Raw genomic sequence first — 2,037 nt, 5'->3', positions numbered from 1 at the left:
TTACCCTTTAAAATCCTTAATTTTGTTTGTATAAACGCGATTTCATCAGATTTTTATAAGCGGAAAATGGGTATATAGGGATAATTCTCGCCATTTCCCGCTTCTGTTGACTCCCGACTTTCGACTATATATAGGGTTTGTATTTGAGTTGTAAACTTATAAGGTATTTTTTGATTGGACAATAAAACCTCGAATCTCTTTCCCCTATTGCCTTTCGTCTCTTGCTTTTTGTCTTTTTGATCAATAATTTTGTTTACAACCTATATATAAACTATATAAATGAGTTTTTATATGAGTTTTTATATGAGTTTTTACATGAATTTTTACATGAGTTTTTACATGAATTTTTACATGAGTTTTATGAGATTAAGAGACTAAAAACCGCTATACTCTCAAATGGTGATCGGGTAATCCAGGTCAAAAATGTCGAGTACAAATCAGCCCTGGACTCCAGTGGAGACCATACACCATTGTGTTGATCAATCAATTACGATGTCAGATATTCAATTAGAAGCCACTTCTACTGCATTGGGCCAATCCCATCACGTTTCAGAAAAACAGTTTTGGCAGCAGTGGCAGCAATATCAAGACTATCTCTATCATCGCTGTCTCAGGTGGATGGGTGGAAACCCTACCGATGCTGAAGATGCCCTGAGTCGGGCGATGCTCAAGGCATGGGAGAAGGTGCAAAAATTTGCCGGGAAAATCGCTAATTTTAAGGCTTGGCTGACAAAGCTGACTCATAACCTCTGCGTGGATATTCATCGAGAACATGGTCGCAGCGCCAACCAGGTTGAGGATATAGAAGGGATTCCAGAGGAAAAAGGACTGGTTTCCTGTGACGATACCCCAGAAAGGGTTTTGGAAACAGACGAGAAAAAGATTGCGATCCGCCGTGCCATTGATAACTTACCACCTCGGCTGCACCAGACCTTTATCCTGCACTTTTATCAAGAACTGTCTTATCGAGAGATAGCCCAACAGCAAAATATTTCCTACCAGAATGTCTGTAAGCGCATCTCCCAGGCGCGAGCCATTCTGAGAGAAGAGTTGAGGGGATATTTTATTGGGGAGGATGAGACTGATCAGGATTTATCGGTTACACCAATTAATCAGGCAACAGAGTCAACAATTAGGGAAATGTCCCAGCCGAATGGGGAAGTTAAACCAATTGTGGGCGAGACGGTGACATCATCTGTTGCGGTGGAGGAACTGGATAGTGGTGTTGGTGAGGAAGTGCAGGAGGTAGCACTATTGGTGCAGCACTCTGAGTCGGTTCCTGTTGCAGCTACTTCTGAGGAGAAGTTAGAAGTAAATAATGAGGCATTGCTGAGGGGCGGGATGAAAATCAGTGGGGTGGGCATCTTGCCTGCCCGGAAATTGAAACAGGCAAGATGCCTGTTCCACAGCCAGATGCCTGTTCCACAGCCAGATGCCCACCCCACAAAACTATCAAAATCATCTCGCATTTATAGCAATTATACGACTTGTGAGGTACAAATTTCTGGTTTAAAGGGAGCAGGGAGCAGGGAGCAGCGATGCAGCGCGGTCTTGGGGGTTTCCCCCATGAGCGACTGCATCAAGACGGGAGCAGGGAAGAGGGAAGAGAGAAGAGGGAAGAGGGAAGAGGGAAAAAATAATGTGTACCTCATGAGTCCTAGAAACCCTATATACAATGCCATAGCGAGTTTATCTTTTTTGATCACAATTTGCTCAAATTTTCATCCAGTAAAGCTTACAGGCATTTTTGTCACCCCCTCAGACCTTGGGAATGGCTGAGGGCTGACGACTGACCGCTGAACGCGAACGCGGTTAGTATAGTTTGGTAATTATTGGTGATCACTTTTATTTTTTGTGGAATGCGATCACAGTTGGTAGACTTTGGGAGTGATGAGTTTATTTCCCCCTCTACTGCTTCTCTAATTTTAAAAATTCAGAAACCACTGCTTCTAATCGTCTTTAAGGTGTTGAGACAAAAAAATAAAATTTTGTCTCAAGTTTGACCCCTATTAACTAAATAAAGATGAAGCGCATTTT

At 42.6% G+C, this 2,037-nt stretch carries 1 protein-coding gene; it reads left to right on the top strand.

Annotation, left to right across the window (positions count from 1 at the left end; all coding sequences use genetic code 11):
• The first annotated feature begins 423 nt into the window (after positions 1-423).
• Positions 424-1,779: a sigma-70 family RNA polymerase sigma factor gene (locus F6K52_RS35710; RefSeq protein WP_293089849.1), complete on the top strand. Its 1,356-nt coding sequence runs from the start codon at positions 424-426 to the stop codon at positions 1,777-1,779.
• Positions 1,780-2,037 lie beyond the last annotated feature (258 nt).

The sequence above is a fragment of the Moorena sp. SIO3H5 genome (assembly GCF_010692395.1).
Taxonomy (GTDB): Bacteria; Cyanobacteriota; Cyanobacteriia; order Cyanobacteriales; family Coleofasciculaceae; genus Moorena.
This window is presented reverse-complemented; position numbering and strand designations above follow the sequence as displayed.

Bases quoted from the DNA above. Each gene is read 5' to 3' on its own strand.
- F6K52_RS35710 (WP_293089849.1), top strand. From the start codon at position 424: ATGTCGAGTACAAATCAGCCCTGGACTCCAGTGGAGACCATACACCAT.